21 protein-coding genes are annotated in these 22,903 nt (G+C 61.0%); 13 read left to right on the top strand and 8 right to left on the bottom strand.

From position 1 onward, the window contains the following. Nucleotides 1-15: 15 nt before the first annotated feature. Nucleotides 16-504, bottom strand: coding sequence for an Lrp/AsnC ligand binding domain-containing protein (locus tag DNK50_RS02505; protein ID WP_003176896.1), 489 nt, complete (start codon nt 502-504; stop codon nt 16-18). 155 nt (nt 505-659) lie between these two features. Between DNK50_RS02505 and dadA the strand changes: the two genes are divergently transcribed. From dadA to DNK50_RS02475, 6 genes are all read left to right on the top strand, one after another. Further along, the gene (gene dadA, locus DNK50_RS02500; RefSeq protein WP_099586005.1) at nt 660-1,961 is read left to right on the top strand and encodes a D-amino acid dehydrogenase; all 1,302 of its coding nucleotides are present in this window, start codon (nt 660-662) and stop codon (nt 1,959-1,961) included. After that, nucleotides 1,933-2,286 carry a RidA family protein gene (locus tag DNK50_RS02495; RefSeq protein WP_099586004.1) on the top strand — a complete coding sequence of 118 codons (354 nt, stop codon included), beginning with the start codon at nt 1,933-1,935 and terminating at the stop codon, nt 2,284-2,286. Before dadA ends, DNK50_RS02495 begins: the two co-directional genes overlap by 29 nt. A gap of 79 nt (nt 2,287-2,365) precedes the next feature. Beyond that, complete coding sequence (alr, locus tag DNK50_RS02490) at nt 2,366-3,439, top strand: alanine racemase (protein WP_099586003.1); 1,074 nt, start codon at nt 2,366-2,368, stop codon at nt 3,437-3,439. A 116-nt stretch (nt 3,440-3,555) separates the two neighbouring features. Next, nucleotides 3,556-4,104 (top strand): cupin domain-containing protein, encoded by a 549-nt coding sequence (locus DNK50_RS02485; RefSeq protein ID WP_005792468.1) that lies wholly within the window; start codon nt 3,556-3,558, stop codon nt 4,102-4,104. A 181-nt stretch (nt 4,105-4,285) separates the two neighbouring features. Further along, on the top strand, nt 4,286-4,696 hold the full coding sequence (locus DNK50_RS02480) for a cytochrome c5 family protein (protein WP_112192751.1): 411 nt from the start codon (nt 4,286-4,288) through the stop codon (nt 4,694-4,696). Nucleotides 4,697-4,831: 135 nt separating this feature from the next. Continuing rightward, nucleotides 4,832-6,754 (top strand): acetyl-CoA hydrolase/transferase C-terminal domain-containing protein, encoded by a 1,923-nt coding sequence (locus DNK50_RS02475; RefSeq protein WP_099586001.1) that lies wholly within the window; start codon nt 4,832-4,834, stop codon nt 6,752-6,754. A gap of 59 nt (nt 6,755-6,813) precedes the next feature. On the opposite strand, the gene DNK50_RS02470 is transcribed toward DNK50_RS02475, so the two are convergent. Both DNK50_RS02470 and rep read right to left on the bottom strand, forming a co-directional pair. Continuing rightward, a complete protein-coding gene (locus tag DNK50_RS02470) occupies nt 6,814-7,386 on the bottom strand; it encodes a xanthine phosphoribosyltransferase (RefSeq protein WP_071485175.1) in 573 nt (190 codons plus the stop codon). Nucleotides 7,387-7,444: 58 nt separating this feature from the next. Next, entirely contained in the window at nt 7,445-9,454 is a 2,010-nt protein-coding gene (gene rep, locus DNK50_RS02465; RefSeq protein WP_099586000.1) for a DNA helicase Rep, read from the bottom strand. 267 nt (nt 9,455-9,721) lie between these two features. Between rep and DNK50_RS02460 the strand changes: the two genes are divergently transcribed. After that, the gene (locus DNK50_RS02460) at nt 9,722-11,389 is read left to right on the top strand and encodes a bifunctional diguanylate cyclase/phosphodiesterase (protein ID WP_099585999.1); all 1,668 of its coding nucleotides are present in this window, start codon (nt 9,722-9,724) and stop codon (nt 11,387-11,389) included. A gap of 35 nt (nt 11,390-11,424) precedes the next feature. On the opposite strand, the gene DNK50_RS02455 is transcribed toward DNK50_RS02460, so the two are convergent. Further along, a complete protein-coding gene (locus DNK50_RS02455; protein ID WP_112192750.1) occupies nt 11,425-12,828 on the bottom strand; it encodes a NorM family multidrug efflux MATE transporter in 1,404 nt (467 codons plus the stop codon). A gap of 151 nt (nt 12,829-12,979) precedes the next feature. Here DNK50_RS02455 and DNK50_RS02450 point away from each other — a divergent pair, with 151 nt between their 5' ends. Together DNK50_RS02450 and DNK50_RS02445 are read left to right on the top strand one after the other, a co-directional pair. Continuing rightward, the gene (locus tag DNK50_RS02450) at nt 12,980-13,900 is read left to right on the top strand and encodes a LysR substrate-binding domain-containing protein (protein ID WP_099585997.1); all 921 of its coding nucleotides are present in this window, start codon (nt 12,980-12,982) and stop codon (nt 13,898-13,900) included. Nucleotides 13,901-14,077: 177 nt separating this feature from the next. Continuing rightward, nucleotides 14,078-16,054: a methyl-accepting chemotaxis protein gene (locus DNK50_RS02445; RefSeq protein ID WP_112192749.1), complete on the top strand. Its 1,977-nt coding sequence runs from the start codon at nt 14,078-14,080 to the stop codon at nt 16,052-16,054. Nucleotides 16,055-16,090: 36 nt separating this feature from the next. Here the strand turns inward: DNK50_RS02445 and DNK50_RS02440 are convergent, their stop codons facing one another. Both DNK50_RS02440 and DNK50_RS02435 read right to left on the bottom strand, forming a co-directional pair. Next, nucleotides 16,091-17,587, bottom strand: a complete 1,497-nt coding sequence (locus DNK50_RS02440; protein ID WP_112192748.1) for a YifB family Mg chelatase-like AAA ATPase — start codon at nt 17,585-17,587, stop codon at nt 16,091-16,093. Nucleotides 17,588-17,728: 141 nt separating this feature from the next. Beyond that, complete coding sequence (locus DNK50_RS02435) at nt 17,729-17,989, bottom strand: accessory factor UbiK family protein (protein ID WP_099585989.1); 261 nt, start codon at nt 17,987-17,989, stop codon at nt 17,729-17,731. 422 nt (nt 17,990-18,411) lie between these two features. Between DNK50_RS02435 and glnK the strand changes: the two genes are divergently transcribed. The 4 genes from glnK to sutA all read left to right on the top strand — a co-directional run bounded on the left by glnK (nt 18,412) and on the right by sutA (nt 21,189). Then, entirely contained in the window at nt 18,412-18,750 is a 339-nt protein-coding gene (glnK, locus tag DNK50_RS02430) for a P-II family nitrogen regulator (protein ID WP_002555808.1), read from the top strand. Nucleotides 18,751-18,784: 34 nt separating this feature from the next. Next, a complete protein-coding gene (locus DNK50_RS02425; protein ID WP_112192747.1) occupies nt 18,785-20,122 on the top strand; it encodes an ammonium transporter in 1,338 nt (445 codons plus the stop codon). 212 nt (nt 20,123-20,334) lie between these two features. Next, nucleotides 20,335-20,760: a secondary thiamine-phosphate synthase enzyme YjbQ gene (locus DNK50_RS02420; RefSeq protein WP_112192746.1), complete on the top strand. Its 426-nt coding sequence runs from the start codon at nt 20,335-20,337 to the stop codon at nt 20,758-20,760. 102 nt (nt 20,761-20,862) lie between these two features. After that, on the top strand, nt 20,863-21,189 hold the full coding sequence (sutA, locus tag DNK50_RS02415; RefSeq protein WP_032884367.1) for a transcriptional regulator SutA: 327 nt from the start codon (nt 20,863-20,865) through the stop codon (nt 21,187-21,189). 122 nt (nt 21,190-21,311) lie between these two features. On the opposite strand, the gene DNK50_RS02410 is transcribed toward sutA, so the two are convergent. Both DNK50_RS02410 and xerC read right to left on the bottom strand, forming a co-directional pair. Continuing rightward, a complete protein-coding gene (locus DNK50_RS02410; protein WP_112192745.1) occupies nt 21,312-22,007 on the bottom strand; it encodes an HAD family hydrolase in 696 nt (231 codons plus the stop codon). After that, the gene (xerC, locus tag DNK50_RS02405; protein ID WP_099585986.1) at nt 22,004-22,903 is read right to left on the bottom strand and encodes a tyrosine recombinase XerC; all 900 of its coding nucleotides are present in this window, start codon (nt 22,901-22,903) and stop codon (nt 22,004-22,006) included. Before xerC ends, DNK50_RS02410 begins: the two co-directional genes overlap by 4 nt.

Genomic DNA, 22,903 nt, shown 5'->3' with positions numbered 1-22,903 from the left:
GATCACCTGTGTCAGTCAGTCGGGGATCGGCAGGTTCAGGCTCTCTTTCACCTCTTCCATCACGATGTAGCTCTTGGATTCGCGCACGTGGGGCAGCTTGAGCAGAATGTCGCCCAGCAACTTGCGGTACGACGCCATCTCGGAAATCCGCGCTTTTACCAGGTAGTCAAAGTCGCCGGAGACCAAATGACACTCCAGCACATGGGGCAGTTTCAGCACGGCCCGGCGAAATTCCTCAAAGGTGTCGCCGGATTTGTAATCGAGGCTGATCTCGACAAATACCAGCAGACTGCCCTTCAAATGCTGGGGATTGAGCCGCGCGTTGTAGCCCATGATGATCCCTTCGCGCTCCAGCCGGCGGACCCGTTCGGTGCACGGCGTGGTCGACAGCCCGACCTTTTCACCCAGCTCTGTGAACGAGATACGCCCGTCGGTTTGCAGGATGCGCAGGATATTGCGGTCGATCTTGTCCAGCTCCCGCTTGGTCTGGGTGTTGGTACGCATAGGGGATACGCCTCTGTGAAAAGGGTTTCTGCCGAGAATTGTCGCCAAATATAGGCATTTATATAGTGAAATGCACTGGTGATTGCTTTTTATACTGCGCTCATCATTGCTCGAACAACACACGTCGGCGGCCAAGCCGCGATGAGGATATAAAAATGCGCGTTCTGGTCTTGGGTAGCGGCGTCATTGGTGTGACCAGTGCCTACTATTTGGCTCGGGCCGGTTTCGAGGTGGTCGTGGTCGACCGCCAGCCAGCCGCTGCCATGGAAACCAGCTTCGCCAACGCTGGCCAGGTGTCGCCGGGCTATGCCTCGCCATGGGCCGCACCGGGCGTGCCGCTCAAGGCAATCAAGTGGCTGCTGCAACGCCACGCGCCGCTGGCGATCAAGGCCACGGCCGATATCGATCAATACCTGTGGATGGCGCAGATGCTGCGCAACTGCACCGCCAGCCGGTATGCAGTGAACAAGGAGCGCATGGTGCGCCTGTCCGAGTACAGCCGCGACTGCCTCGACGAATTGCGCGCCGAGACCGGCATTGCCTACGAAGGCCGCAGCCTGGGGACTACCCAGCTGTTCCGCACCCAGGCACAGCTCGACGGCGCCGCCAAGGATATCGCCGTGCTGAAAGAATCCGGCGTGCCCTTCGAACTGCTCGACCGCGCCGGCATTGCCCGCGTTGAACCGGCCCTGGCCAGCGTCACCGATATTCTCGCCGGTGCCCTGCGTCTACCTAACGACCAGACCGGCGATTGCCAGATGTTCACCACTCGCCTGGTCGACATGTGCAAGCAGTTGGGCGTGGAGTTCCGCTTCGAACAGGATATCCAGCGCCTCGACCATGCCGGTGATCGTATCAACGGCGTGTGGATCGACGGCAAGCTGGAAACCGCCGACCGCTACGTGCTCGCCCTCGGCAGCTACTCGCCGAAGCTGCTCAAGCCGCTGGGGATCAAGGCGCCGGTGTACCCGCTCAAGGGTTACTCGCTGACAGTGCCGATCACCAACCCGGCGATGGCGCCGACTTCGACCATCCTTGACGAGACCTACAAGGTCGCGATCACCCGTTTCGACAACCGCATCCGTGTCGGTGGCATGGCTGAAATAGCCGGTTTTGACCTGTCGCTTAACCCGCGTCGGCGCGAAACCCTGGAGATGATCGTCAACGACCTTTATCCTCAGGGCGGCGATCTGGCCGCCGCCGAGTTCTGGACCGGCCTGCGCCCGACCACCCCCGACGGCACACCGATTGTCGGTGCCACTCCCTTCAAGAATCTGTTCCTGAACACTGGCCATGGCACCCTCGGTTGGACGATGGCCTGCGGCTCCGGCCGCTTGCTGGCTGATCTGATGGCCAGGAAAACCCCGCAAATCAGTGCCGCGGGCCTCGATATTTCCCGTTACGGCAACCACCAGGAGTCCGCACAACATGTCAATCCAGCGCCAGCTCACCAATGAGCGCATGAGCCAGATCGTCGTCCACAGCGGTACCGTGTACCTGGCCGGGCAAGTCGGTGACGACATGAACGCCGCAATTGAACAGCAGACCCGTGAAACCCTGGCCAATATCGAGCGCTTGCTGGACCTGGCCGGCACCGACAAGACCAGGCTTTTGTCCGTGACGATCTACCTGAAAGACATCGACGCCGATTTCGCCGGCATGAACGCGGTGTGGGACACGTGGCTGCCAAAGGGCGTCGCTCCGGCCCGCGCCACGGTTGAAGCCAAACTGTGTGAGCCAGAAATCCTGGTAGAGCTGTCCGTCGTGGCCGCGCTGCCTTAAACCAAGATCCCTCTCCCGGTGCCGAAGCAGTTGGTCGGTGCCGGTTTTTCTTCACTTTGCCGCCTAGAAGCCTGCCGCCATGCGTCCAGCCCGTGCCCTGATCGACCTCCAAGCCCTGCGCCACAACTACCAATTGGCCCGTGAAGTCACGGGGGCCAAGGCCCTTGCCGTGGTCAAGGCCGACGCCTACGGCCATGGTGCCGTGCGGGTGGCCCAGGCGCTGGAAGCCGAGGCTGATGGGTTTGCCGTCGCGTGTATCGAGGAAGCCCTGGAGCTGCGCGCTGCCGGGATTCGTGCGCCGGTGCTGCTGCTGGAAGGTTTTTTTGAAGCCGACGAACTGCCGCTGATCATCGAGCATGATCTGTGGTGCGTGGTGCATTCGCTGTGGCAGCTGGAGGCGATCGAACAGGCCAGGCTGGGCAAACCTCTGACGATCTGGCTCAAGCTGGACTCGGGCATGCACCGCGTCGGCCTGCACCCCAAGGATTATCACGAGGCCTACCAGCGCCTGCTGGCCAGCGGCAAAGTCGCGAAAATTGTCTTGATGAGCCACTTCGCTCGCGCCGATGAACTCGATTGCGTCAGCAGCAATGAGCAAGTCGCGGTGTTTGAGGCGGCGCGCCAAGGCTTGGCGGCTGAGGTCAGCCTGCGCAATTCGCCGTCGGTGCTGGGCTGGCCGAGCATGTCCAGCGACTGGGTGCGCCCCGGCATCATGCTTTACGGCGCGACGCCATTTGGCGAAGACCACGCCATTGCCGCACGTCTGCAGCCGGTGATGACCCTGGAATCGAAAGTGATCTGCGTACGCGAACTGCCGGCCGGCGAGCCTGTGGGCTACGGCGCCCGGTTTATCACGCCCAAACCGATGCGCATCGGCGTGGTTGCCATGGGGTATGCCGACGGCTACCCGCGCCACGCGCCCACCGGCACGCCGGTGCTGGTGGCTGGGCAGCGCAGCCAATTGCTGGGGCGTGTGTCCATGGACATGCTATGTGTCGACCTGACGGACGTGCCCCAGGCCGGTCTGGGTTCCACGGTGGAGTTGTGGGGCAAGCACATCCTTGCCAGTGACGTCGCAGTTGCCGCCGAGACCATTCCCTACCAGATCTTCTGCAACCTGCGTCGAGTGCCAAGGCTCTATTGCGAGGCTTGAGCGTCAGGCACGAACACCGCGCCCTGGGATTTAGGCCCAAGTGTTGTAAATACTGAACGCTGTCGCCATGATAACGCTCAATTACAACAAAGCCTGAATCCTAGGAGGCTCCTGCATTGGACGTCGGCGAACGACTGCAATCCATCCGTAAACTGAAGGGTCTTTCCCAGCGCGAGCTCGCCAAGCGTGCGGGTGTCACCAACAGCACCATTTCGATGATCGAAAAAAACAGTGTCAGCCCCTCGATCAGCTCCTTGCGCAAGGTGCTGGGCGGCATTCCCATGTCGATGGTCGAGTTCTTTTCCGAAGAGATCCTCCAGGAAATACCGACCCAGATCGTCTATAAAGCCAATGAGCTGATCGACATCTCTGACGGCGCCGTCACCATGAAACTGGTAGGTCGGGCGCACCCGAGTCGGGCCATCGCGTTTCTCAACGAGATCTACCCGCCTGGCGCCGACACCGGTGAAGAAATGCTCACCCACGAAGGCGAAGAAACCGGGATTCTGTTGGAAGGTCGCCTGGAGTTGGTGGTCGGTCTTGAAACTTTTGTGCTCGAAGCCGGCGATAGCTACTACTTTGAAAGTACCAAGCCTCATCGTTTTCGCAATCCGTTCGACGTACCGGCGCGACTAATCAGCGCAGCCACACCCGCGAACTTTTAAGAATAGAGGCGTCCTGCCAGCGTTGCAGAGACACCCTGGCTGTATTCCGCAAGGTTGAATCTCCCTTTATTTAATAGGGTTGTTTCAGCCCGGCGGGCTAACCGTTATACTTTCGCCGCCTGCGAAACCGTGGCCGCAGGCGTGAATAGCCACCATTGAGGGTGAACGCGTGAACCTAATTATGAAAATGCTGGCTGCACCAGCAACCGTACTGGCCTTATGGGCTGTGAGCGCACAAGCTGCGACCAATGATGACATTGCCAAGCGCCTGGAGCCCGTGGGCCAGGTCTGCGTCCAGGGCCAGGAATGCAAAGGCATGGAAGTCGCCGTGGCCGCAGGCGGTGGTGGTGCGAAAACCCCGGATGACATCATCGCCAAACACTGCAACGCGTGCCACGGCACCGGCCTGCTGAACGCGCCGAAAATCGGCGACACCGCCGCCTGGAAAGAACGCGCCGACCACCAGGGCGGCCTTGATGGCATCCTGGCCAAGGCCATCACCGGCATCAACGCCATGCCGCCTAAAGGCACATGTGCGGATTGCTCGGATGAAGAGCTTAAAGGGGCGATCAAGAAGATGTCCGGCTTGTAATTAGCCGATCTTCGCCAAAAAAGCCGCTTACGAGCGGCTTTTTTGTGCCTGTGATTTAGGTTTCGGGCTGGTGATTGCAGCAAAGACCCGGCAAGCTCGGTCCAACCCCTAATCATGGAATGTCAGGAGGGTCGGATGGTGCAGTTGTGTTCAATCGAGCAAGCAGTTGACGACGTACTGGCGCGTTTGCCGGCGCATATCCACATGGGCATGCCGCTGGGCCTGGGCAAGCCCAATCTGTTCGTCAATGCGCTGTACCGGCGTGTCGCCAAGCTGCCGGAGCGGGCGCTGACGATTTACACCGCGCTGAGCCTGGGCCGGCCAACGATGGGCGATGGCTTGCAGAAGCGCTTTCTCGAACCCTTTATCGAGCGGGTGTTTGGGGATTACCCCGAGTTGGAGTTTCTCGCTGCCCTGCATTCAGACAGCCTGCCGAAGAACATCCACGTGCAGCAGTTCTTCATGCAGCCCGGCAGTCTGCTGCACAGTACGTCTGCCCAACAGGATTACGTCAGCAGCAACTACAGCCACGCCGCCCGCGATATCAATGCCGCAGGCCTGAACCTGGTGGCGCAGTTGGTCGCGAGCAGCGCCGAGCACCCAGACCGCCTGAGCCTGAGCTGCAACCCGGATATCACCCTCGACCTGTTACCGATGATCGCCAAGCGCCGTGACGCGGGGGAAACCATCCTGATCGTCGGCCAGGTTCACACCGATTTGCCCTACATGCCGGGCGATTCCGAGTTGGGCATGGATGCGTTCGACTACCTGATCGATGCAAAGGACAGCACCACGCTGTTCTCCACACCGAACATGCCGGTGGGGTTCCAGGACCATTTCATCGGCCTGCATGCCAGCACGCTAGTGCGCGATGGCGGCACCTTGCAGATTGGTATCGGTTCCATGGGCGATGCGCTGACCGCCGCCTTACTGGCGCGCCAGGCCGATAATGAAGCGTACCGCCTGCTGCTGACCGACCTGGATGTGTACCAATGGGCACCGCTGATCAGCCACGAGGGCGGTGTCGACCCCTTCGCCCGTGGCCTTTACGGGTGCAGCGAAATGTTCGTCAACGGCCTGTTGGTACTGGCGGATGCGGGAATTGTGCGGCGCAAGGTATACCCGGATATCGCGACCCAGGAACAAGCCAATGCCGGCTTGCTGGACGATGCGGCGCAGCCTGACGGTGTGTCCATCCACGGTGGTTTCTTCCTCGGGCCACGCAGTTTTTACCAGCGCTTGCAGGAAATGACCCACGCCAAGCGCCTTGAATTCAACATGACCCGCATCAGCTACATCAACGAGCTGTACGGCCAGGAAGAACTCAAGCGTTTGCAGCGCCTGGATGCTCGGTTTATCAACAGCGCGATCATGGTGACGTTGCTCGGCGCGGGTGTGGCGGACCAGTTGGAAGACGGCCGCGTGCTCAGCGGCGTAGGCGGGCAGTACAACTTTGTGGCCCAAGGCCATGCGCTGGAAGGTGCGCGGTCGATCCTGATTTTGCGCAGCTGGCGCGAATCGGGCGGAGAGGTCAGCTCCAATATCGTCTGGGATTATGGGCACTGCACTATTCCTCGGCACCTGCGGGATATCGTCATCACCGAGTATGGAATCGCCGATCTGCGCGGTCAGACGGATGCCAAGGTGATTGAGGCGTTACTCAATATCACCGACTCCAGGTTCCAGGATGACCTGATCGAAGAGGCGCAAAAGGCGGGCAAGTTGCCCAAGGATTTCCAGCTCGATCCGCGATTTATCGACAACACACCGGAGCGGCTCAAGGGGATTCAGGCGCGGCATCGGCGTTTGTTTCCGGAGTACCCGCTGGGCAGCGATTTCACGGATGAAGAGCGGGATCTGTTGCGCGCATTGAACTGGCTCAAGAGCAAATTCAAGCTGACGGAAATTCTGGAGTTGGGTAAGGCGGCGCTGGATGCACCGGAGCCGCAAGCGTTTCCCGAGCATTTGAAGCGGATGCGGTTGGATAAACCGGAGGGGCTGAAAGAAGACTTATACCAGCGCCTGCTACTGGCCGGCCTCCAAGCCACCGCGCACTAACAAGCAACACAAGGCAAATATGGGAGGGGGCAAGCCCCCTCCCACATTTTGAATCGAGGTTATTCGATGAACGTAACTACGCCACCGGCCAACGACTTCACCCGCGCCAGCGACTCAACCCGATAACCCTGCGCATCCAGTTCCGCACGGCCACCCTGGAACGATTTCTCGATCACGATCCCCAGGCCGGCAACGGTTGCACCGGCCTGCTTGATGATCGAAATCAGCGCCTGGGACGCTTTGCCATTGGCCAGGAAGTCGTCGATCACCAACACGCGGTCGCTGCTGGTGAGGTGGCGCGGCGAGATGGCCACGGTGCTTTCGGTTTGCTTGGTGAACGAGTAAACGGTCGCCGACAGCAGGTTTTCAGTCAGGGTCAGGGACTGGTGCTTGCGGGCGAAGATCACCGGCACACCGAGGTTCAGCCCGGTCATGATCGCCGGTGCAATACCCGAGGCTTCGATGGTGACGATCTTGGTGATGCCCGAGTCCTTGAACAACGCGGCGAATTCATCACCGATCAGTTTCATCAGCGCCGGGTCGATCTGGTGGTTCAAAAAGGCGTCGACCTTGAGTACCTGATCGGAAAGCACGATGCCTTCTTCGCGAATTTTCTTGTGCAGTGCTTCCACGGAAAGCTTCCTCTAATGGCGCGATCTGCGCCGAAAGTAGATTGAAAAGTAGTCGATTCTAGCGCTTTAACATCGCGCGTATGTCCGCCAGGGCGGTGTTGCCGCGCACGGCCTTCACCTCGGTCGGGGTGTCGTCATTGCCTTCCCAGGCCAGGTCATCCGGCGGCAGTTCATCCAGGAACCGGCTGGGGGCGCAATCGATGATCTCGCCGTATTGCTTGCGCTTGGCAGCAAAGGTGAAGGCCAGGGTCTGACGCGCGCGGGTAATGCCGACGTAGGCCAGGCGCCGTTCTTCCTCGATGGTGTCGGCTTCGATGCTGGAGCGGTGCGGGAGGATTTCCTCTTCCATACCCATGATGAACACGTAGGGAAATTCCAGGCCCTTGGAGGCATGCAAGGTCATCATCTGTACACCTTCGGCGCCGTCTTCCTCTTCCTGCTGACGTTCGAGCATGTCGCGCAGCACCAGCTTGCCGATGGCGTCTTCGACGGTCATCTCGCCGTCTTCGTCTTTTTCCAGGGTGTTCTTCAGCGCTTCGATCAGGAACCAGACGTTGCCCATGCGGTAATCCGCGGCCTTGTCGCTGGAACTGTTGGTGCGCAGCCAGTTTTCATAGTCGATGTCCATGACCATGCTGCGCAGGGCGCTGATCGGGTCTTCACCGGCGCATTGCTCGCGCACCTTGTCCATGAAGCGCTTGAAGCGCGCCAGGCGATCGGTGAAACGCGTGTCCAGGTGCTCGCCCAGGCCGATCTCGTCGGTGGCGGCGTACATCGAAATCTTGCGTTCGGTGGCGTAGTTGCCGAGCTTTTCCAGAGTCGTCGAGCCGATTTCCCGGCGCGGCACGTTGATCACGCGCAGGAAGGCGTTGTCGTCGTCCGGGTTCACGATCAGGCGGAAGTAGGCCATCAGGTCTTTTACTTCCTGGCGTCCGAAAAAGCTGTTGCCCCCCGACAGGCGATACGGAATCTGGTGGTGCTGCAACTTCAACTCGATCAGCTTGGCCTGGTAGTTGCCGCGATACAGAATCGCAAAGTCGCTGTAGGGCCGATCGGTACGCAGGTGCAAGGTGAGCAACTCGACGGCCACGCGCTCGGCTTCGGCATCTTCATTGCGACAGCGGATCACGCGGATTTCGTCGCCGTGGCCCATCTCACTCCACAGCTGTTTTTCAAACTCGTGGGGGTTGTTCGAGATCAGCACGTTGGCGCAGCGCAGGATACGGCTGGTGGAGCGGTAGTTCTGCTCCAGCATGACCACTTTCAAGGACGGGTAATCGACCTTGAGCAGCATCAGGTTTTCCGGACGGGCGCCGCGCCAGGCATAGATCGACTGGTCATCGTCACCCACCACGGTGAACTGGTTGCGCTTGCCAATCAGCAACTTCACCAGCAAGTACTGGCTGGCGTTGGTGTCCTGGTATTCGTCCACCAGCAGGTAGCGCACCTTGTTCTGCCACTTTTCGAGGATATCGGCGTGTTCCTGGAACAGCTTGACCGGCTGCAGGATCAAGTCGTCGAAATCCACCGCGTTGAACGCCTTGAGCGTGCGCTGATAGTGGGTGTAGACGATGGCGGCGGTCTGTTCCTTGGGGTTGCGCGCGTTTTCCAGGGCTTCGGGCGGCAGGATGAGGTCGTTTTTCCAGGCGCCGATCATGTTCTTGATCTCGTCGACGCCGTCGTCGCCCGCGTATTCCTTCTGCATGATGTCGGTCATCAAGGCCTTGACGTCGGTCTCGTCAAAGATCGAGAAGCCCGGCTTGTAGCCCAGCCGCGCATGCTCCTTGCGGATGATGTTCAGCCCCAGGTTGTGGAAGGTACACACCGTGAGGCCACGGCCTTCGCCACCCTTGAGCAGGGTGCCGACCCGCTCCTTCATCTCGCGCGCGGCCTTGTTGGTAAAGGTCATGGCGACGATGTACTGGGCGCGGATGCCACAGCTCTGGATCAGGTGCGCGATCTTGCGGGTGATCACGCTGGTCTTGCCGGAACCGGCACCGGCGAGCACCAATAGAGGGCCGCCGACGTAGTTCACGGCTTCTTGCTGCCGGGGATTGAGTCGGGACATACAGAATTTCGGGAGTCGTTGTTCAAAAGGGCGGGCATTTTAACAGGCTGGCAAGATTCTGCTGCCCTGGATCGACGGTGTGACGTACCACTCGATCTAAATTTGCCGGTTTTGCTACTTTGCCGCAGGATGTCGAGGCTTTTTACGCTTAAAACAGCGACAAATGCTTACACCTGCGCATTTGATAACCCCTATCATTGGTGATTATCAGGCCGCACGTCATAATGCCCGCCGCCAACGAAATTTTGCAGAGTCTAGGGAGCTAGCTTGTCTACGCCTGTCGAACCCTTGCGTTTGCTGCTACTGGCCGATACGCCTGAGTGGGCAGCGTTGTTGCGCGAGTGCCTGGCGCCGATGGGCGATGGGGCTGTGCTGATCAGCGCGCCAAACTGGGACTCGGTGAGTCGTCTGTTCGACGATGACGCCAGCGCCGTGCTGTTGACCACGTCCAGCCTGCAACCCGGCCCTGGCCAGTGCAGCTTGCCGTGCGTATTGCTGTTGGAGCAGGAGCCGCTGGTTTCGCCGCTTGGCGTCAGTGACTGGCTGATCCGTGACGCACTGGACGCCGACATACTGCGCCGCTGCCTGCGTCATGTGCGTGAGCGCGGCGTGCTGGAAAACACCCTGCAACGCCTGGCCGAGCAAGACCCGCTCACCGGTATCGCCAACCGCCAGGGCTTCCAGACCCTCCTTGCGGCGCGGCTGGCCGAGAACGAAGGCCGCGGTCTGGCCCTCGGTCATCTGGACCTCGACAACTTCCGCCACGCCAACGATGCCCTCGGCCACCAGGCTGGCGACCGCTTGATCCTGCAGGTGGTTTCGCGGCTCAAGAGCCAACTTGAAATCGGCGACCAACTGGCACGCCTGGGCAGCGACGAGTTCGCCTTGCTGATTGACACCCGCCGCGCACCGCAACGCGCAGAGTGGATGGCCGAGCGCATCACCGAAGCCATGGCCGAGCCGTACTGGGTGGATGGCGAAAGCCTGCTGATCGGTTGCAGCCTGGGCGTGGCCCATGCCCGCGCCCGCGCTGGCGCCGACCCATTGATGTGGCACGCCCATATCGCCATGCAGCAAGCCAAGAGCACCCAAGGCTGTACCTTCCATATCTTCAACGAACGCATCAACCGCAACGCGCGCAGTCTCGCCGATCTGGAAAGTGAACTGCGCCGCGCCTTGCGCCGCGATGAACTGGAGCTGCATTACCAGCCGCGCCTGGACCTGGATGACGGCCACATCGTTGGCCTCGAAGCCCTGGTGCGCTGGCGCCACGGCGAGCGCGGCCTGTTGCCGCCCAGCGAGTTCGTGCCTTTGGCCGAACAGAGCGGCCTGATCGTACCGTTGGGCTACTGGGTAATCTCCCGCGCCCTGCGCGACATGCAAGACCTGCGTGAGCGCGGCCTGCCGCCGTTGCACATGGCGGTCAACCTGTCGTTCCGCCAGTTCCAGGACAGCCAGTTGCTCTCGACCCTCAGCCGATTGATCGCTGAGCGCGGCGTAGAGGCGCAATGGCTGGAGTTCGAACTGACCGAAACCGCCGTAATGCGCCGTAGCGATCTGGTCAAGCAGACCATGGACGCCCTCGGCCGGCTCGGTGTGCGGTTTTCTCTGGACGACTTTGGCACCGGTTTCTCCTCGTTCGTGCACCTCAACAGCCTGCCGATTGCCTTGTTGAAGATCGACAAGAGTTTTGTCGGCGGCATGGAAGAGCGCGAAGAGAACCGCAAGCTGGTGCACGCGATGATCAACCTGGCCCACAACCTCAACCTGGAAGTGGTGGCCGAGGGCGTGGAAACCCCGGAGCAGCTCGCGTTGCTGAGGCTGTTCGGTTGCGACCAGGCCCAGGGTTACCTGATCAGCAAACCGCTGCCCCTGCCGGAGTTGGTGGATTACCTCACATTCGGCAAGGGCCAGCAGGCGCTGTTGGGCTGCTGACCTGCAAACCCAATCAACGGTGGAAGGGTAGGGTTTTACTCTGTTTGTGCAGCCTGAAACGAGGCTTGAACCTCAGGCTCCTGGCGAATCATCCGCTTCATCTTCGCCTCGAACGCCCAGGTCAGGCTTACCGCCGCACAGGCCAGGCCGAGTGCCAAACCCCACCATACACCGGTTGGCCCCCAGCCCAGCGTGAACGCCATCAACCACGCTGAAGGCGCGCCGATCAACCAGTAGCAGCCCAGCCCCACCAGGAAGGTGGTCTTGGCGTCCTTGAGCCCCCGGATGCAGCCCATGGCGATGGTCTGCACGCCGTCGAACAATTCGAACCAGGCCGCGACGGCCAGCAGGCTGACGGCGAGCACGATCACCTCGTGGAACGCCGGGTCGTCATGGTCGAGGAACAGGCCGATCAGCGGGTCGGAAAACAGCCACAAGACCACGGCAAATCCCAACATTATCGTCGCCCCAAAGCTGATGCCGACGCGACCGGCCATGCGCGCCTGCAACAATTGCCCGGCTCCATAGTGCTGGCCGATGCGCATGGTCACCGCGTAGGACATACCCGCAGGGACCATGAATGCCACCGAGACGATCTGCAGGGCGATCTGATGCGCCGCCAGTTGCGTACTGCCCATGGTGCCCATGCACAGCGCGGCAAAGGCAAACAGCCCGACTTCGACCGCGTAGGTGCCGCCAATCGGCAGGCCCAGGCGCCACAATTCACGCAGGTATTGGGTATTGAGGCGCAGCAGGCCGGCGCTTAGCGGGTAGGCGGCGTAAGCGCGGTTGCTGCGGATGTACCACATCAATGTCAGGGCCATGCCATTGGCGACGATGGCGGTGACCAGGCCAATACCCATCAAGCCGAGTTTCGGCAGGCCGAACATGCCTTCGATCAACGCGTGATTGAGCAGGTAGTTCAGCACCGTGCCGCCGAGGCTGATCACCATCACCGGGGTGGCCTTGCCGATGGCGCTGGTGAAGCCGCGTAAGGCCATGAAACTCAGGTAGCCGGGCAGGGCAAATGGCAGCATGGTCAGAAATTGCCCCGCCGACTGCACGTTGGTGTCGGTCTGGCCGAACATCAGCAGCACCGGCTTGAGGTTCCACAGCAGCAGCGCCGCGGCCAGCGCCATCAGCCAGGCGAGCCACAGCCCGGCCTGGGTCAGGCGGGTAGCACCTTCGATGTCGCCGGCGCCGTGACGGATCGCCACCAAGGTGCCCACGGCGGCGATTACCCCAATGCAGAAGATCGACACGAACGAATAGCTAGCCGCACCCAGGCCTCCACCGGCCAAGGCTTCGGGGCTCAGGCGCGCCATCATCAGGGTGTCGGTCAGCACCATCAGCATGTGCGCCAACTGGGAAGCAATCAACGGCCCTGACAGCCGCAGGATGGCCCAGAGTTCGGTACGTGCCGGATGCTGCATGATCATCACACTCAGAAAGTCGGAGGTTCGGGAGGGTTTGATTCTCGGCCCTCTCAGCCCATTGCACAAAGGGATAAAAGCGATCATTCGCATGATTAAAACTCATGCCAGATTGATTCTGGTAGGGTTTAGGCGTTCTGCTGTCGGAGCTTTCCTTATGTCGCGTCGTCTTCCTCCTCTTTATGCGTTACGGGCATTTGAAGCAGCCTCCCGGCATAACTCCTTTACCCGTGCCGCCGAAGAACTGTCGATTACCCAGAGTGCGGTGAGCCGACATATCCGCACGCTGGAAGAGCATTTCGCCTGCCGCCTGTTCCAGCGAAGTGGCCGTAACCTTCAGCTCACCGAATCAGCGCGCCTGCTGTTGCCCGGTGTGCGCGAGGGGTTCGCGGCGCTGGAACGGGCCTGCCATACCCTGAACGCCGAGGATGACATCCTGCGCATGAAGGCGCCGTCCACCCTGACCATGCGCTGGTTGTTGGCGCGGCTCAGCCGCTTTCGGGCGTTACAACCGGGCAATGAAGTGCAACTGACCAGCGCCTGGATGAATGTGGATGAAGTGGATTTCAATCAAGAGCCTTTCGACTGTGCGGTGCTGTTGAGCTATGGGCACTTTCCGGCGGACTGGGAAGCCAGCTACTTGTTCCCTGAGTTGTTAATACCCGTGGGCGCGCCGAACCTGTTGAACGATGGCCCTTGGGACGTAAATCGCCTGGCCGCTACCGAGTTGCTGCACCCCACGCCCGACCGCAGGGACTGGCGCAAATGGCTGGAGCGCATGGGGCTGTCGAACCAGGTATCGCTCAAGGGCGGGCAGGTGTTCGATACGCTTGAACTGGGCATGATTGCTGCCGCTCGTGGTTATGGCGTGTCCATGGGCGATCTGCTGATGGTGGCCGAAGATGTCGCGCAGGGACGCTTGAGTCTGCCGTGGCCGACGGCGGTTGCGAGTGGGGAAAGTTACTATCTGGTGTGGCCGAAAACCCGTCCGGGTGGTGAACGCTTGCGGCGCCTGGCGGATTTCCTCCAGAGCGAGGTGCATTCCATGGTTTTACCTGCCGTCGAACGCCTCAATTGAAGGGTTCGCGCCTTATCACGCAACCGTTTGCGTGATACCCCTGCGATTCGCTCAAGTATTGCCAGGCGCAGCCGAAGTAGGTGTGTTGGAACCATCGTGCTCCAACGTTTCCCACCAGATAATTTGCCGAGCAGCGCTATGAGATCAGGATGATCCTGGCCTCGGCCAGGAGCTGTCATGTCTCAACCCCGCGCCCGGATCGCCTCGCAGTTAGGCCTCGCATTAGCCGTGATTCTGGCTGTCGCCATCGGCGGCAGTACCGTGTTCGCCTTGCGTTCCCTTGATTCCGCCAACCTCGATACCCGCGAAGAGCACCTGGCCAGCGAAGCGCGATTGCTCGCCGACCAACTCAATACGTTCCACAGCACGTTGCGCGAGAGCACCCAGCGTCTGACCGGACTGTTTGAGAAGCGCTTCAGCGCCGGGTTGCGGGTGCAGGCAGACCAGATGGTCGCGGTGGCCGGGGTCCAGACGCCGAGCTTGTTGCTGGGCAGCGAAGTGCTCAACAACAACTTCACTGAAGTGGATGAGTTCAAGCAGATGTCCGGCGGCGTGGCCACCGTGTTCGTGCGCAGCGGCGACGACTTTGTCCGCGTCAGCACCTCCCTGACCAAGCAGGACGGCAGCCGCGCCATTGGCACTGTGCTTGACCGCCAGGGCCCTGCTTACCAGCGTGTGCTCGGTGGGCAGGCGTATATCGGCCGCGCGGTGTTGTTCGACCGCTCCTACATGACTCAGTACAGCCCCGTGCGCGACACCAGCGGCAAAGTGATCGCCGTGCTGTTCATCGGTTTTGACTACACCGACGCCCAGGCCGCGCAGTTCGAGAACCTCAAGCGCTTCCGCATCGGCCATACCGGTTCCCTGGCGTTGCTCGACGAGCAGAAGCGCTGGCTGGTGCCGCCAGCCGGTGTGCAGGCGTTGGATCAAGCGGTTCCTGTGATGTTGGACTTGGCCAAGACCCCAGGCAAAGGCCGCTTCTGGAGCGACAAGAACGAAGACTTCTACAGCGTTTCGGTGCCCTTCGATGGCGGCCCATGGGCCGTGGTCGCGAGCATGCCGAAGGCTGAAATCCGCGCGGTGACCTGGGCAGTAGGCATTCGCCTGGTGATCGGCAGCGTGCTGGCGATGCTGCTGGCGGTAGGCGCTACGGTGTGGCTGCTGCGCAGCAAACTGCAACCGTTGAGCGACCTGGTGCGCCAGGCCGAAGCCTTGGGCGCGGGCGACTTGAGTGCGCGTCTCAACGTGTCCAGCCATGATGAAATCGGCCAACTGGCCCGCAGCTTCAATCAGATGGGTGAAGCGCTGTCGACCATGGTTTCTCACATCCGCAAGGCGGCCGAAGAGGTCAACAGCCGTGCCCAGGCGCTGTCCGGGTTGTCCGGCGGGGCTTATGACGGCATGGAGCAGCAGTCCGGCGAAATCACCAGCATGGCTGGCGCGGTGGAAGAGTTCAGTGCAACGTCGCTGAATATCGCCGACAACATGGGCAACACCGAGCGTCTGGCCCAAGAGAATGCCCAGCAAACCCGTATCGGCCGCACCTCGATGCAAGAGGCGTCGTCGTCGCTGGAGCATATCGCGACCGCGCTGAACAGCACGGCCACGGTGATCAATACCCTCGGCCAGCGCTCCCAGGAAATCGGCGGCATCGTCGGTGTGATCACCTCCATCGCCGAGCAGACCAACCTGCTGGCGCTCAACGCCGCCATCGAGGCGGCTCGCGCCGGTGAGCAAGGTCGTGGGTTTGCCGTGGTGGCTGACGAAGTACGTAACCTGGCCTCGCGTACCCGCGAAGCCACCGATGAAATCTCCGGGATGATCCAGAGCATCCAGCGGGAGACCGGTAATGCCATCAGCACCATGGAACACGGCAACACGCTGATGCAGGAAGGCCTGTCGCGCAACGCCGACGTGGCCTCGGCCCTGGCGCGTATCGACGAACAAAGCCGTTCGGCCGGTCAGCAGTTCGCGGCGATTACCACGGCAACCCAAGAGCAAAGCAGCACCGCGACGTTGCTCAGCAGCAACTTGCAGAGCATCGCGCTGGCCAACAGCGAGCAGCGGGAAGTGGTGTCGAACCTGGCGATTACAGCCAAGGAACTGGAGACGTTGGCGGCTGGCTTGCGGCATGAAGTGGATCGCTTTCGCTGAAGCCATTGCGGTACAAAAATGTGGGAGGCGCCAGGCTCAATTGATCGCAGCCGGGCGGTATTGCAGCGCCTCCTTCAGATGGTCCCGGCTGATATTGTCCACTTGATCCAGATCCGCCAGGGTGCGCGCTACTTTGAGCAACCGATGAGCCGCCCGCAGCGACAAAGTGAGCCGCTCGCAGGCGCTCTCCAGCCAGCTTTCATCGGCTTTCGCCAACTGACAGTGCTCACGCAGCCTCGGCAGATCAAGAAAGGCGTTGGCGCAGCCCTGGCGCTGTTGCTGACGCTCCCGCGCATCGGCCACCAGGGCTGAGGCCGTTGCCGTGGTCTCTCCAGCCTGCTGGGTGGGATTGAGCGCAGTGGTTTCACGCGCCACGGTAAGGTGCAGGTCGATCCGATCCAGCAAGGGGCCAGACAGCTTGTTGCGATACCGCTGGATCTGTTCCGGCGTGCAGCGACAACGCCCAGTGGGCTCACCCATGTAACCGCAAGGGCAGGGGTTCATCGCCGCTACCAGCTGGAAGCGCGCCGGGAAACTCACCCGGTCGCGGGCGCGGGAAATCACGATATGGCCCGACTCCAATGGCTCGCGCAGAACTTCCAGCACCTTGCGATCAAACTCCGGCAATTCGTCCAGGAAGAGCACGCCATGGTGCGCCAGGGTGATTTCCCCTGGCTGCGGTTTCGACCCACCGCCCACCAATGCCGGCCCTGACGCCGAGTGGTGCGGCTGGCGGAACGGCCGGTGCGGCCAGTGGCTCAGTGGGGCGAGACTGACCACCGACTGAATGGCCGCCACTTCGAGGGCCTCCTGTTCGCTCAGCGGTGGCAGCAAACCGGGCAGGCGGCTGGCGAGCAAGGTCTTGCCGGTACCCGGTGGCCCACTGAACAGCAGGTTATGTGCGCCCGCTGCGGCAATCAGCAATGCCCGCTTGGCGGCCAGCTGACCCTGCACTTCGCTCAAATCCGGGTACGGCTTGTTCAGGTACTGCAAGCCATCGGACTTGTAGGGCTCAATCGGCACATGCCCATTGAGGTGCGCCACCACCTGCAGGAGGTGATCCACTGCAATCACTTTCAAACCCGACGCCAGGCACGCTTCCTCCGCGTTCGCCCGCGGCACTATCACCGTGCGCCCGGCCTTGCGCGCCGCTAAAGCCGCTGGCAACACACCTTTGACTGCGCGCACTTCACCAGACAACGCCAACTCACCCAGGCATTCAACGTCATCGAGCATCAACGCCGGCACTTGCACACTGGCGGCGAGGATCCCCAATGCAATCGCCAAATCAAAACGCCCGCCGTCCTTGGGCAGGTCGGCGGGCGCGAGGTTGAGGGTGATACGGCGCGAGGGGTATTGCAGGGCGCAGTTGAGAATGGCGCTGCGAACGCGGTCCTTGCTTTCCTTGACGGCGGTTTCGGGTAAACCCACCAGGGTCAAGGACGGCAAACCATTGGCCATGTGCACCTCGACGGTGACGGCGGGGGCTTCTACGCCGACCTGGGCGCGGCTGTGGACGATGGCGAGGGACATGCTCGTTCCTTGAAATGGGAGGCCGCTTCCTGCGGTTTTTCAAGGGTAGACGAGGTGGAGAAGGGCGAGGCGGGGAGGTTTTACAGAACGTATCCAGAGCAAAGGTGGGAGAGGACTGGCCCCATCCCACACTGATCGCATTTATTCAGCCGCAGGTGTCAACCGCGCTTCCAGCTCTGCGACTTTGGCCTCCAGACTCTCCAGTCGCGCACGGGTGCGGGCGAGCACCACCATCTGGCTGTCAAATTCTTCCCGGCTGACCAGATCAAGCTTGCTGAAACCACTTTGCAGCAAAGCCTTGAACTGACTTTCGATTTCATTGCGGGGCAGCGGGGTTTCGCCGCTGAACAGGCGAGAGGCGTGGCCGCTCAGGGCGTCGAGGAGGTCTTTGGGCGCGAGCATGGGAAATATTCCGGAAAACTGTTGGCGGGCAGTGTATCACGCAGCGTCTATAGTCTTTTTCACGGCCTGCGGCGCACGCTTTTCGCGCATCGGGCCGGGCGGCGTCGCACTGTTTTCGTGCGCATTGCAGCCGCCAAGTAGCCCCGTGTGTGGGGTTAAGCGGGCAAAGGACTGATTTCAGTGATTTTTACGGAGCTGGCAAGGTTTCTGCTTAGACGATCATGACCCATGCACTGATGCAGTCGCTGTGACGAATGCAGTGCGCCGACGGATCAGGGGTACAGGTTTCGTCACCAGTGGTTCGCTGGCGTCCCAATGGCAACTGCCCTTGCGACGATGCGTTACAAAGCCAGGCACTGCGCTTAGACTTGAGACGGGTTTGTTTTCCTGGGGCAAGTCCACCAATTCGGGAGAGAGTTTTCATGAAGCTAGTCACTGCCATCATCAAGCCGTTCAAGTTGGACGATGTACGCGAGTCGTTGTCCGAGATCGGCGTGCAGGGCATTACCGTTACTGAGGTCAAGGGCTTCGGTCGGCAGAAGGGTCACACCGAGCTGTATCGCGGCGCGGAATACGTAGTCGATTTCCTGCCGAAGGTGAAGATTGATGTCGCCATTGACGACAAGGATCTTGACCGGGTTATCGAGGCGATAACCAAGGCCGCCAACACCGGCAAGATTGGTGACGGCAAGATCTTCGTGGTCAATCTGGAACAGGCTATTCGCATCCGTACCGGCGAAACCGATACCGACGCAATCTAAGCCGCCAAACCCCAACGCCCCAGGAGAAAACAATATGACTCTGCGTAAATTCGCAGGGCTCGGAGCCCTGTTGTCCATCGTAATGCCAAGCCTGGCCATGGCGGCAGACGAAGTGGCTGCTCCAGTCCTCAACTCCGGCGACACCGCCTGGATGCTGACCGCCACCGCACTGGTGCTGTTCATGACCATCCCCGGCCTGGCGCTGTTCTACGGCGGCATGGTCCGCTCCAAAAATATTCTGTCGGTGATGATGCAGTGCTTCGCCATCACTGGCCTGATCAGCATCCTGTGGGTCGTCTACGGCTACAGCATTGCGTTCGATACCACCGGTATGGAACAGGGTGTGGTCAATTTCAATTCCTTCTTCGGCGGCATGGGCAAGGCGTTCCTGGCGGGCGTGACCCCGGCCAGCATCACCGGGCCTGCGGCGTTGTTCCCGGAAGCGGTGTTCATCACCTTCCAGATGACCTTCGCCATCATCACCCCGGCGCTGATCGTGGGTGCCTTTGCTGAGCGCATGAAGTTCTCCGCGATGCTGATCTTCATGGGCATCTGGTTCACCCTGGTCTATGCGCCCATCGCGCACATGGTCTGGAGCGGCAACGGCGGCCTGATGTGGGACTGGGGCGTGCTGGACTTCGCCGGCGGCACCGTGGTGCACATCAACGCTGGTGTGGCTGGTCTGGTGGCGTGCATCGTGCTCGGCAAGCGTAAAGGCTTCCCGACCACCCCAATGGCACCGCACAACCTGGGTTACACCCTGGTGGGCGCGGCAATGCTGTGGATCGGCTGGTTCGGCTTCAACGCCGGTTCTGCTGCTGCCGCCAACGGCACCGCCGGCATGGCGATGCTGGTGACTCAGATCGCTACCGCTGCTGCGGCGCTGGGCTGGATGTTCGCCGAGTGGATCACTCACGGTAAGCCAAGCGCACTGGGCATTGCCTCGGGCGTGGTGGCTGGCCTGGTGGCCGTTACACCGGCCGCTGGCACCGTTGGCCCAATGGGCGCCCTGGTGATCGGCCTGGTGGCGGGCGTGGTCTGCTTCTTCTGCGCGACCAGCCTCAAGCGCAAGCTCGGCTACGATGACTCTCTGGACGCATTCGGCGTGCACGGTATCGGCGGTATCGTCGGTGCGATCCTCACCGGTGTGTTCGCAGCCCCTGCATTGGGCGGCTTCGGCACCGTGACTGACATCGCGGCTCAAGTCTGGATCCAGTGCAAAGGTGTCGGCTTCACTGTGATCTATACGGCCATCGTCACCTACGTCATCCTCAAGGTACTCGACATGGTCATGGGCCTGCGTGTTACCGAAGAGGAAGAGGCTGTCGGCCTCGACCTGGCGCAACACAACGAACGCGGCTACAACTTGTAAGTACGTGTTAAAAAAGATGCCCGGCTTGCCGGGCATTTTTTTGCCTGGCGTTTGTCAGTCGTAAGAGGCTGTGCGGTTTTTTGCGCTGACTTTGTGATCGGGCGCGCACGGCACTTTTCACCGTGCGAATGTCTTACAGGCATGTAGGCGTATTCGACACTTTGTTTTTTCCCTGAGCGCGCTAGAATGCGCGCCGATGGGCGGAGAACTGTATGTGGCAACAGACCCTGATTACCCTGCGGGCCAAGCCCCGGGGCTTTCACCTGGTGACCGATGAGTTGCTCGCCGGCTTGCCTGAATTGAAGGCGTGTCGTGTGGGCCTGTTGCACCTGTGGTTGCAGCACACCTCGGCCTCGTTGACCGTCAACGAGAATGCCGACCCGGCGGTTCGCCGTGACTTCGAACGTTTTTTCAACGCGCTGGTGCCGCAAGGCCGTGCCGGGTTCGAACACAACGACGAAGGTCCGGATGACCTGCCGGCGCACTTCAAGGCCAGTCTCCTGGGCTGCCAGCTGAGTTTGCCGGTCAATGCCGGCCGCTTGGCGATGGGGACCTGGCAAGGTGTTTATCTGGGCGAGCACCGTGATCATGGCGGTGCTCGTAAAGTCCTCGCCACCTTGCACGGTGATGGGGCATAAGCCACTGGTTATCCAGTGGATGTTGATTTTTCTCCGGCGACCTCGACAGAGGGCGAAGCTGGGCTATAACTAATCTGCTTTTCGCAAGTCATGAGGTAGAACATGAGCGACGATGATCTGGAAAACGACGAACTCGAAGTAGGTGACGAAGACGACACCGAAGAAGGTCTTGAAGCTGCAGCGGAAGACGTTGCGGACGACGACGGTGGCGATGATGCACCTGCCCCGGCGGCCAAAGGCAAAGCCAAGGCAGCTGTTTCGGTAGATGAATTGCCGAGCGTTGAGGCCAAGAACAAAGAGCGCGATGCCCTGGCCCGTGCGATGGAAGAATTCCTCGCTAAAGGCGGCAGAGTGCAGGAAGTCGAGGCTAACGTGGTGGCAGACCCACCCAAGAAGCCGGATAACAAGTACGGCAGCCGACCTATCTGAGGTCAGTCACCTGCTTGTAAGAAAAAGCCCGCCGTCGCTGCGGGCTTTTTCATGCCTGTGAGCTGTGTGATCATCCAAATGTGGGAGGGGTTTTGCCCCCTCCCACATTTGGATCTCCAGTGTTATTGCCAGCTGCGTAGCAGTGCTGGCAATTCGGTCAGGCTGCGAATCTGCGCATCCGGGTGCTTATCGCCTTCCCACACCTTGCCTGTCGGGTTGAACCACACCGCCCGCAACCCAGCCTGCTGCGCCCCGGCGATGTCATCGCCCGGATGGTCGCCAACATGCACCGCCGCACTGGCGTCCACGCCGCCACGCTGCAACGCCTCTTGAAACAATCGCGCATCCGGTTTGGCAATCCCGATATCTTCAGCACGCAGGGCGAAATGGAAATAATCCGCCAGGCCAACGCGCTGCACATCGGCATTGCCGTTGGTGATCACGCCGAGCAGGAAGTGCTGGCGCAGGGCCTTGAGCATCGGCTCGGCTTCCGGAAACACGCTGATCTGGTGGCGGGCGTGAATGAACGCTTCGAAGCACACACCCGCCATCTCCGTGGCTTGCGGCTGTGGATATCCGGCCTCCTCGAAGGCGTGCATCAGCACCCGGTGGCGCAACACGCTGATGCGGTGCTTGAGCTCCGGATGACGTTGCAATACCTGTTGGCGCAGGCTGGCGAAATGCTCCAGCGGCAGATCACCGACCTTGGAGGCATGCACGGCCAGCCATTCGCGCATCGACGCTTCGGCGCTGATGATGACGGGTACGTTGTCCCAGAGCGTGTCGTCCAGGTCGAAGGTGATCAGCTTGATACTCATGAGTCGCCGCCCTTGATGCGTTTGGCCCGTGGATGGGCGCTGTCGTACACCGTTGCCAGGTGTTGGAAGTCCAGATGGGTGTAGATCTGCGTGGTCTTGATATCGGAGTGGCCGAGCAGCTCCTGCACGGCGCGCAGGTCCTGGGATGACTCCAGCATATGGCTGGCAAAGGAGTGCCGCAGCATATGCGGGTGCAGGTTCTGCCCCAGTTCGCGCTCGCCGGCGGCCTTGACCCGCACCTGAATCGCCCGTGGCCCCAGGCGCCGGCCTTGCTGGCTGATAAACACGGCGTCGTCCGCCGGGTTGGCCAGCGCCCGCAGCGGCAGCCACAGTTGCAGGGCTTCGCGGGCCTTTCTGCCCACTGGCAGCACGCGGGTTTTGCTGCCCTTGCCGAGGACTTGCACCAGTCCGTCCGCCAGGTCCAACTGGTCCAGGTTCAGGCCGGTCAGTTCCGACAGGCGCAGGCCCGAGGAATAGAAAAGCTCCAGGATCGCCTGGTCGCGGTGGGCGAGGAAGTCGTCTTCCACGGCGCCGTCGAGCAATTGCAGGGCGCGGTCGGTGTCCAGGGTCTTGGGCAGGCGCCGTTCGCCCTTGGGCGCAGACAGGCCGTTGGCCGGGTCGTGATCGCACAGGCCTTCGCGGTTGAGGTAGTGATAGAGCCCGCGTACAGCCGACAGCAGGCGCGCCAGGCTGCGCGAGGACTGGCCGGCGTGGTGCAGGCGTGCGATCAGGCTGCGCAGGTTCTGGATATCCAGGGCCTTCCAACTGGTGACCTGCTGTTTTTCGCAGTAGGCCAGGACCTTGTTCAAGTCCCGTCGGTAGGCTTCCAGCGTGTGGGGCGACACCTGACGCTCGTTGCGCAGGTGAGCGCAGTAAGCGTCCAGTTGCCGTTCCAT

It is taken from the genome of Pseudomonas sp. LG1E9, assembly GCF_003290225.1.
Classification (GTDB): Bacteria; Pseudomonadota; Gammaproteobacteria; order Pseudomonadales; family Pseudomonadaceae; genus Aquipseudomonas; species Aquipseudomonas cyclaminis.
This window is presented reverse-complemented; position numbering and strand designations above follow the sequence as displayed.

Bases quoted from the DNA above. Each gene is read 5' to 3' on its own strand.
- DNK50_RS02505 (WP_003176896.1), bottom strand. From the start codon at position 504: ATGCGTACCAACACCCAGACCAAGCGGGAGCTGGACAAGATCGACCGC.
- dadA (WP_099586005.1), top strand. From the start codon at position 660: ATGCGCGTTCTGGTCTTGGGTAGCGGCGTCATTGGTGTGACCAGTGCC.
- DNK50_RS02495 (WP_099586004.1), top strand. From the start codon at position 1,933: ATGTCAATCCAGCGCCAGCTCACCAATGAGCGCATGAGCCAGATCGTC.
- alr (WP_099586003.1), top strand. From the start codon at position 2,366: ATGCGTCCAGCCCGTGCCCTGATCGACCTCCAAGCCCTGCGCCACAAC.
- DNK50_RS02480 (WP_112192751.1), top strand. From the start codon at position 4,286: ATGAAAATGCTGGCTGCACCAGCAACCGTACTGGCCTTATGGGCTGTG.
- DNK50_RS02475 (WP_099586001.1), top strand. From the start codon at position 4,832: ATGGTGCAGTTGTGTTCAATCGAGCAAGCAGTTGACGACGTACTGGCG.
- rep (WP_099586000.1), bottom strand. From the start codon at position 9,454: ATGTCCCGACTCAATCCCCGGCAGCAAGAAGCCGTGAACTACGTCGGC.
- DNK50_RS02455 (WP_112192750.1), bottom strand. From the start codon at position 12,828: ATGATCATGCAGCATCCGGCACGTACCGAACTCTGGGCCATCCTGCGG.
- DNK50_RS02450 (WP_099585997.1), top strand. From the start codon at position 12,980: ATGTCGCGTCGTCTTCCTCCTCTTTATGCGTTACGGGCATTTGAAGCA.
- DNK50_RS02445 (WP_112192749.1), top strand. From the start codon at position 14,078: ATGTCTCAACCCCGCGCCCGGATCGCCTCGCAGTTAGGCCTCGCATTA.
- DNK50_RS02440 (WP_112192748.1), bottom strand. From the start codon at position 17,587: ATGTCCCTCGCCATCGTCCACAGCCGCGCCCAGGTCGGCGTAGAAGCC.
- DNK50_RS02435 (WP_099585989.1), bottom strand. From the start codon at position 17,989: ATGCTCGCGCCCAAAGACCTCCTCGACGCCCTGAGCGGCCACGCCTCT.
- glnK (WP_002555808.1), top strand. From the start codon at position 18,412: ATGAAGCTAGTCACTGCCATCATCAAGCCGTTCAAGTTGGACGATGTA.
- DNK50_RS02425 (WP_112192747.1), top strand. From the start codon at position 18,785: ATGACTCTGCGTAAATTCGCAGGGCTCGGAGCCCTGTTGTCCATCGTA.
- DNK50_RS02420 (WP_112192746.1), top strand. From the start codon at position 20,335: ATGTGGCAACAGACCCTGATTACCCTGCGGGCCAAGCCCCGGGGCTTT.
- sutA (WP_032884367.1), top strand. From the start codon at position 20,863: ATGAGCGACGATGATCTGGAAAACGACGAACTCGAAGTAGGTGACGAA.
- DNK50_RS02410 (WP_112192745.1), bottom strand. From the start codon at position 22,007: ATGAGTATCAAGCTGATCACCTTCGACCTGGACGACACGCTCTGGGAC.
- xerC (WP_099585986.1), bottom strand. From the start codon at position 22,903: ATGGAACGGCAACTGGACGCTTACTGCGCTCACCTGCGCAACGAGCGT.